This window comes from uncultured Allobaculum sp. (genome assembly GCF_948576815.1).
Lineage (GTDB): Bacteria > Bacillota_I > Bacilli_A > Erysipelotrichales > Erysipelotrichaceae > Allobaculum > Allobaculum fili.
This window is the reverse complement of the sequence record NZ_CAPAEZ010000091.1, coordinates 1-8,196: the sequence shown is the minus strand read 5'-3', so window position 1 is coordinate 8,196 and position 8,196 is coordinate 1. Positions and strand designations below refer to the sequence as shown.

The following is an 8,196-nucleotide window of genomic DNA, read 5'->3' as shown; positions in this document are numbered from 1 at the left end:
TTATCCCAAGGAGGCGGTCGAGAAAATACCCGTCTTTTATTTGACGCTTACAAAAGAGATCGGAAAAGAGATCGGAAAAGAGATCGGATAATGGTCCGATCTTTGGAAACGGAGAAAACCTGAGGAAAGGTATCCTGTTCGGATACGTTCTGTACAGACAGGATGAGAACAAGGTCATGGGCGGATCATGATAAAATCGAATATGAGGTGTTTCTATGAAAAAACTGCTTCTGGTGGACGGAAATTCCGTTCTCTTTCGTACCTACTATTCCACAATTAATTCGAATCCGATGAGCACGTCGGGCGGCGTGCCGACCAATGCGGTCTTCGGATTCATTTCGCTTTTTCACAAAGCCATTTCGCTCGTTCAGCCGGACGCCGTTCTGGTCGCCTGGGACGCGGGCAAGCCGACGTTCCGGCATGAAAAGATGCCGGACTACAAAGGCACCCGTAAAGAGCTTGATGAAGAACTGAAAGTGCAGATGCCGATCGTGCGCGAATATCTCGATGCCGCCGGCATTCCCCGCTATGAAGAAGAAGGCTATGAAGCCGACGACATCATCGGCAGTGCCGCCAAAGGCAACGCCGGCATGGATACCGTCATTCTGACAAGCGATAAGGACCTTCTGCAGCTCGTCGACGATTCCACAACGGTCTACATGATGAAAAAGGGACTCAATGACTTTGACGTTTACGACAAGGCCAAAGTCTGGGAGCGCTATGGACTCGCACCGAAACAGATCATCGATCTGAAAGGGCTGATGGGCGACCCGTCCGATAACATTCCCGGCGTGTTCCACATCGGCGAAAAGACCGCGCTGACCTTGCTCCATAAGTATGCCAGCGTAGAAGGCGTGTATGACCATCTCGATGAGATTAAAGGCAAGCGTCACGAATATCTGGAAGAAGGCCGCGATTCGGCGTTTCTTTCCAAGGAAATGGCAACCATCTTTACGGAGATGAAACTGCCGTTTGATCTGGCGTCGCTCGCCTGGAACGGCGATGCCGACAGCGCGGAAGATTTCTATCAGAAATACGAAATGCAGTCGCTGCTCTCGCGCATGAAAGCTGCTTCGGGCGTCCAGAAAAAACTCGAAATTATTACCGACGAACAGTTTGCCGGGCAGGAAAATGCATCGCTCTATTTGATGCCGGTCGCCGATTTTGCCCCGTTTAAGACACAGACGCTTTTTGGCTTCGTCTATCTCGTGGACAATACCATTCATTACCTTCCTTTGGAAAAGGCAAAAGAAGACGCCGCGTTCCGCTCGCTGCTCGAACACGATTCCACCCTCATTACGTGGGACGTCAAGGAATTCTGGCATCTGCTCGACCGGTATGGTTTCTCGCTTCCTGACTTTGCGCAGGATGTGCATCTGGCGTCGTTCCTGCTGCACTCGCAGGCGATCAATACCGAAAGCCTCATTCAGGCAAGCGGCATCATTCTGCCTATGCCTCTGAAAGATCTGGAAAAGAAAACCAAAGGCGGCTTTACCGCCGAACGGGCGGTGCCCGTCTTTGGCGCGTGGCTGCTTGGCATGAAGCAGCAGCACGACGGCATTTTCAGGGAACTTGAAGAAGAAAACCAGATGAAGCTGTATCAGGACATCGAGTTTCCGCTGGCACGCGTTCTGTTTGAAATGGAATGCCGCGGCATTGACTGCGACGCTTCGATTCTGGCGCAGATCGGCGAAGAATACGAAAAGCGCATGGACGAAATCGCTGCGCGCATTTATAAATACGCCGGCCATGAATTCAAGATCACATCGCCCAAGCAGCTCGGTACCGTTCTCTTTGATGAGCTGAAATTAAAAGGCGGCGGAACCAAGCGGTCCACCGCAGCTGAAGTTCTTGAAAAAATGCGTCCGCTCCATCCGATCGTGGATGAAGTGCTCGAATACCGCAAATACGCCAAAATCGTCAGCACGTACGTGGACGGTCTGACCAAAAACATTATCGACGGCAAGATCTTTACGACGTTCAACCAGACAATGACGCAGACCGGCCGTCTGTCTTCCTCCAGCCCGAACCTGCAGAACATTTCCATTCGCAATGAGGAAGGCAAGGAAATCCGCAAGGCGTTCGTCGCGCCATCTGGCCACTGGCTCATTTCCGCAGACTATTCGCAGGTTGAACTGCGGATGCTGGCGCATATGGCCAACGAAGAATACATGATTCAGGCGTTTGAAGAAGGCATCGATATTCATAAGCGGACCGCTTCCGTCATTTTCGATGAAAAGCCGGAAGACGTTACGGAAGACCAGCGCCGCATCGCCAAGACCGTCAACTTCGCCATCATTTACGGCCAGACGGAATTCGGCCTTTCGCAGGAGCTTAAAATTTCGCGTCTTCAGGCGAAAAACTTCATTAAGGCCTACTTTGCCAACTACCCGAATATCCACCGGTTCATGGACGGCCTGATTGCGTTTTGCGAAGAGCACGGCTATGTGGAAACGCTCCTGCATCGCCGCCGCGAAATTCCGGAAATTCTCGATAAGAACTTCATGACCCGTGAATTTGGAAAGCGCGCCGCCATGAACGCGCCGATTCAGGGATCGGCTGCCGATCTGATCAAGATCGCCATGCTGCACATGAATGAAGAAATCCAGAAACGAAATCTGAAGTCGCAGATGCTTCTTCAGATTCATGACGAACTCATTTTCCTCGTTCCTGATGAGGAAAAAGAGCTGATGGAACATCTGATTCCGGAAGTCATGGATCAAGCGATGGAACTGCGCGTTCCGCTCGAAGCGAGCGTCAGCACCGGCCGCAGCTGGTACGAGGCCAAATAATGCCGGAAGCACCAGAAGTGCAGAACGTTCTGCAGTACCTCGAAGAAGAATTAAAAGGCAGCCAGATCGAGCGCGTCAAAGTCACGCATCCGAAACTGGCCGCCAATCTGCCGGTCGAACAGTTTGAAAGCCGGCTGGCCGGTCAGCACTTTCGCGGCTTTCACAGGCTGGGCAAGTATCTCGTCTTTGAACTCGACAATCTGGATCTGGTCAGCCATCTGCGCATGGAAGGCAAGTTTCAGATTTATCCGTCGCCAAAAGACGTCGATGACCTCGACGAAAAGGAGGCTAAGCACATTCACGCGCAGTTCCTTTTGCAGGACGGGCGGGTGCTGTGCTATCGGGATACCCGCAAGTTTGGCCGTATGTACGTGTATGACCGGCCGGAAAACTGGAAGGATCTGCCGGTTTTAGTCGGGGTGGGCAAAGACGCGCTCGATCCCGATCTGAATGCCGAAGAGCTGCTGGAAATGACCCGCAAACGGAAAGCGCCCATCAAATCCGTTTTGCTGGATCAGTCCGTCATCGCGGGCATCGGCAACATTTACGCGGATGAAATCCTGTTTGAAAGCCGGATTTCGCCGTTCAGCGTCACAAGTCACCTGTCCAAAGAAGACTGGCAGGCGATTATCGATGCGACACACCGCATTTTAAGCTCGTCCATTGTAGCGGGCGGAACGACCATTCGAAGCTTTTCCTATGGGAAAAACCATGCAGGAAGCTATCAGGATCATCTGATGGTTCACGGAAAGGAAGGTGACTGCGCCCTTTGCGATACGCCGATCGTGCATACGCGCGTCGGCCAGCGCAGCACCTGGTACTGTCCATCATGTCAGAAAGAAAAGTAATCGGAATTACCGGAACGATGGGATCCGGAAAAAGCATGGCCAAGGAAATTCTCTCCGCCTGGATTCCCGTAACCGACTGCGATCAGATCAACGCCAGACTGCTTGAGAAAGATCAGGCCGGCTATGCCGCCCTGAACGATGCAGGGCTTCTTTGCACGGATGAAGAGGGAAATGTCGATCGCAAGGCAATGGCCGATCAGATGTTTGACCATCCCGGGCAGCGAAAGAAAATGGAAGCCATTTTGCATCCGCTCATTATCGAAGAGCTGAAACAGTGGATTGATGCACAGACTTCGCTTTGCGCAGCGGAAGTGCCTCTGCTTTTCGAATGTTCCCTGCAAAATCTGTTCGACGAAGTCTGGACGATTACGTGCAGCGACCAGACGGCTCTCGATCGTCTGGGGAAATACCGCCATATTCCGGCTGAAGAAGCCCGGCGCCGTCTGGCTCTTCAGTTTCCAGCCGAAAAGAAAATGGCGCAGAGTACGCATGTGCTTCCAAACGACGGAACAAAGGAAGAACTTGCCGCGCAAATTGAGGCGCTGCTGCCGGACAGCGTTTGCCTGGCTTGCAGCTTTACGCAGGATCAGCCAGCTTCGGCGCCGAATTTGGCAAAGCCGGCGAATCCGGGGAAAACGAATGCGAAAGCGGGCGAGATAAAATGAGCCGCAGCATTGAAATTTCCATCCCCTATACGCTTTCGCAGCACTGGCTCGCGGATCTGCAGCTGCTCTATCGCCCGATTCTCGGCGCGCAGGCGTCGCTGGTCTATGAGTTTCTGATCATTGCCGGCCAGCTGTCTTCCACGCTCGATCTGGACGATCTGGAAGCGTTAAGCGGATGCAGTTCGTCGATGCTGGAAAGCAGTCTGAAAAAGCTGGAAGAAAGTGCGCTCGTTCGTCAGTATGTCGAAAACGATGCGCTTTGCGGTCTGCTCGTGGAAGCGCCGAAGGATCAGGCCGCGTTTCTGGAAGATCCGTATTTCAGCCGCGTGTTTTTTGAACAGGCGGGAAAGGAAGCCATTGAACGGCTCGAGCGCCTGCGTCCGCCAAGACAGGTCAAAGGCACGTTCAAGCCGCTCGAAGGCAACGTTTCCGTACAAAATCTGGAAACGAGCTGGAATCAGAAAAAGGAAGAAGAACTGAAATCGGCAGTCAGCGACTACCACGACATCAATGCTTATCCTTTTGACTGGGGCGTCTTTTTCCAGGGTATGCAAAACGTCTTTCCCCAGCGCCTGCGCAGCCGGGAAAATATGGCCCGGATCGCGCATCTGGCGACTTTGTACGGAATGGGCGAACTCGATATCCGCCCTTTTATCAGCCGGCATCTCAAGGATCGGAAAACGTGGATCGATTTTGATGCGGTGATCGAAGAACTCAATAAGAGCCGCAAGATTATGGAAACGGATCCGGATGACTTTATGCAGTCGCCGGTATCCTTCCTGAAAGCCAGACAGCCCGAAAACGTGGATATTCTGCCTTCGGAAAAGAAGCTGCTCACTTCGCTGGCCGAAGACAAGCACATGCCGTTTGAAGTGATCAACACGCTCACCGAATACTGCATGAACCAGAAATCCGGCGCGTTTTCGACTGGCTACGTGCGCACCATGGCCAATAACCTGCTGCGTGCGAAAATCAATACGCGAAAAGACGCTTTAGCGTATCTCGAAAACTTTGACAGCCGAACCAGTTTGGCCAAAGGCAAAGGCCGTCGGGGCGCCCCGAAGAAAGCTCTGCCGGACTGGTACGATACGATTCCAACCGAAAAGAGCACGGCGGAAAGCGTACAGGCCGCCAAGGATCTGCGCCGCCAGCTGCTCGAAGGAGGAAGCCATGAAGAAAATGAAACTTGAAGTGGAGCTGAACGAAAAGCAGAAGGCCGCCCGGGCTGAACGCATCCGTTTGCTTTTACAAAATGGCGATGTTCAGAATTTTCTGAGCCGCTATCATCTCGACCCCTCCATTCTCGAAACGCAGTCGAGCCGTCTGGACCGCTACGCGCGCAATACGCAGATTTGCCGCTCCTGCAAGGGCCTGCAGTTTTGCCGCATGAAAGTGCTTGGACAGTCGGCGCTGATGGAAGTGGATGATCAGGGGATGCTTGTGGAATACTACGGTCCCTGCCGCTATCAGAACCAGAAGACGGCAAAACTGGCGCATCGTTCGAACTTTACGGTTTCGCACCTGCAGGATGACGACTATCTGGTCACGCTGGAAAAACTGGAAGAGACGATGGACCGGGAGCCGCAGCACTATATCAACGCGTACACGTCGGCGCTGCGTTCCTTTAACGCCCCCACGGGCTGCCTGTTTTTCGGGCAGCCGGGAACGGGCAAGAGCACGATGATGATGGCGCTGGCCAATCAGTATGCGCAGAACGGAAAGAAAGTCGTGTTTGTGCGCGTGCCGCTGCTCATGAGCGAACTCAAGGACAACCTCAGCGACGAAGAGTGGCGGCGGACGATCCTTGGCCGCATGCGCTTTGCGGACGTTCTGTTTCTCGATGATTTTGGCAGTGAATCCGTGACCCAGTGGACCCGGGACGAAATTCTCTTCCCGGTGCTCGATGAGCGCATGAACGCGAAGCGAAAAACGTACTTCGCCAGCAACATTTCCCCGCAGGAACTCGAAGAGCGCTACGCCGTTTCCAACGCCGGCGAGTATACCCTCGTTGCGGCCAAACGCCTGATGGAACGCGTCAATACGCTGGCCAGACCCGTCCAGCTGATGGGCAGTTCGCGCCGTCCGACCGGCGGTACGCTATAAGCGTTCTGCAACGCTGCTGAACAGAAGAAAAGCCAGGTGTCGCAATACGGAATGTGCTTTCTCTGCCCATACTTTTAAGGACAAATCAAGCCAGGTGATCCGTACAGATCGCCTGGCTTCTGTACAGATGGAAAAGAATTGGACGATATGAGTTTTCGGCCATTTTCGTCCTTCTGCCCGATTCGCCAAAAGGGAATTGTCTTTAATTATATTTTGGAGTGCGGTAAACTAAAGACGTTAATCACAAGGAGGATTTGAGTTATGTTAGTTTCTGCTACTGAAATGATCAACAAAGCTCATGAAGGCCATTACGCTATTGGTGCCTTCAACATCAACAATATGGAATGGATCAAAGCCATTCTGCTTGGCTGTGAAGCAAAACAGTCTCCTGTCATCCTCGGCGTTTCCGAAGGTGCTGCTAAATACATGTGCGGATACAAAAATGCTGTAGACATGGTTAAAAACATCATGGAATTCTACAACATCACTGTACCTGTAGCTATTCATCTCGACCACGGATCCTACGAAGGCGCTAAAAAAGCCATCGAAGCTGGATTCACTTCTGTAATGTTCGACGGAAGCCACTATCCAATCGAAGAGAACATCGAAAAATCCAAAGAACTCATCGAACTGGCTCACTCCAAAGGAATCTCCATTGAGTGCGAAGTCGGCGGTATCGGCGGCGAAGAAGACGGCGTTATCTCTTCCGGCGAAGTAGCTGATCCTGCAGAATGCAAAGCGGTAGCTGATCTGGGTGTAGATTTCCTGGCTGCCGGCATCGGTAACATCCACGGTAAATATCCTGCAAACTGGGCTGGCCTGAACTTCGACGTTCTGGCTGAAATCCAGAAAGTAACTGAGGGCAAACCTCTCGTACTCCACGGCGGAAGCGGAATCCCACAGGAAATGGTTAAAGAAGCCATCGTCCTCGGCGTTTCCAAAGTAAACATCAACACTGAATGCCAGCTCGTATTTGCGGACGCTACACGTAAATACATCGAAGAAGGCAAAGACCTCACCAACAAAGGATGGGATCCGAGAAAACTGCTCAAACCAGGTGCTGAAGCAATCCAGAAACTGGTTGAAGACTACGTAACTGACTTCCTTGGTTCCGCATACAAAGCGTAAATCAACACTCTAAGGCCTTCGGGCCGCACAATCCCAGAACAAAACGGTGCTCTTCCTCACGGACGGGCACCGTTTTTCGCAGTCATCTTTTTCTGATGGTCCTGATCCGCTATGAATTCCTGGAGACCATCCTGCCATCAGGCGATGGAATCCAGACTGGTTCGATGGCCTGCGACGAATTTCGATACGATTTGCGAGCGGTTCGTTTCGACTTCTGCACGACTCAATTCGGGATAAATACAGGTCAATGCGGATCCCATTCGTGTCGTTGCGGGTCAGATACAGCTCAATGCGGATCATATTCGAGTCAATACGGTTCATTTCAGATCCTGCCTGGGCCGTCGATGCTGCTCTCCTTCGACCAACGGGCCCTTTCCAGTGGGGAAAGGGGGAAAAATAACCCCCTCTAAGCGCCTCTGGATTATGCCCGAAGGGCCTCGCGGATTTGCCAATTATCACTTTTGTACAAGTTTTGAAACCGCGAAATGAGCCGTCCAACAAGAAAGGCCAAATCATCTCAAATGGATGATTTGGCCTTTCTTTAAAACGTCTAACCGAATGGCACTGGGAGAAAATGGGTATGTCAAAAATTTTGTGTAAATTCGTTTTTTGGTAGTTGAAACATTTGGCCGTTTCGAAGGCTCAAAACACCTCGCTGGA

General features: G+C 52.0%; 6 protein-coding genes. All 6 read left to right on the top strand.

The genetic code is table 11. The features are described 5' to 3' along the window. Positions 1-215: 215 nt before the first annotated feature. The 6 genes from polA to fba all read left to right on the top strand — a co-directional run bounded on the left by polA (position 216) and on the right by fba (position 7,536). Positions 216-2,792 (top strand): DNA polymerase I, encoded by a 2,577-nt coding sequence (polA, locus tag Q2J39_RS09935; protein WP_288340502.1) that lies wholly within the window; start codon positions 216-218, stop codon positions 2,790-2,792. Continuing rightward, positions 2,792-3,640: a DNA-formamidopyrimidine glycosylase gene (mutM, locus tag Q2J39_RS09930; protein ID WP_288340500.1), complete on the top strand. Its 849-nt coding sequence runs from the start codon at positions 2,792-2,794 to the stop codon at positions 3,638-3,640. Before polA ends, mutM begins: the two co-directional genes overlap by 1 nt. Next, the gene (coaE, locus tag Q2J39_RS09925) at positions 3,622-4,305 is read left to right on the top strand and encodes a dephospho-CoA kinase (protein WP_288340498.1); all 684 of its coding nucleotides are present in this window, start codon (positions 3,622-3,624) and stop codon (positions 4,303-4,305) included. The genes mutM and coaE overlap by 19 nt, the downstream gene beginning before the upstream one ends. Then, on the top strand, positions 4,302-5,495 hold the full coding sequence (locus tag Q2J39_RS09920; protein ID WP_230267235.1) for a DnaD domain protein: 1,194 nt from the start codon (positions 4,302-4,304) through the stop codon (positions 5,493-5,495). The genes coaE and Q2J39_RS09920 overlap by 4 nt, the downstream gene beginning before the upstream one ends. Next, positions 5,476-6,408: an ATP-binding protein gene (locus Q2J39_RS09915; protein WP_288340496.1), complete on the top strand. Its 933-nt coding sequence runs from the start codon at positions 5,476-5,478 to the stop codon at positions 6,406-6,408. The genes Q2J39_RS09920 and Q2J39_RS09915 overlap by 20 nt, the downstream gene beginning before the upstream one ends. Positions 6,409-6,669: 261 nt before the next feature. Then, entirely contained in the window at positions 6,670-7,536 is an 867-nt protein-coding gene (gene fba, locus Q2J39_RS09910) for a class II fructose-1,6-bisphosphate aldolase (protein WP_230267233.1), read from the top strand. Positions 7,537-8,196: the final 660 nt, after the last annotated feature.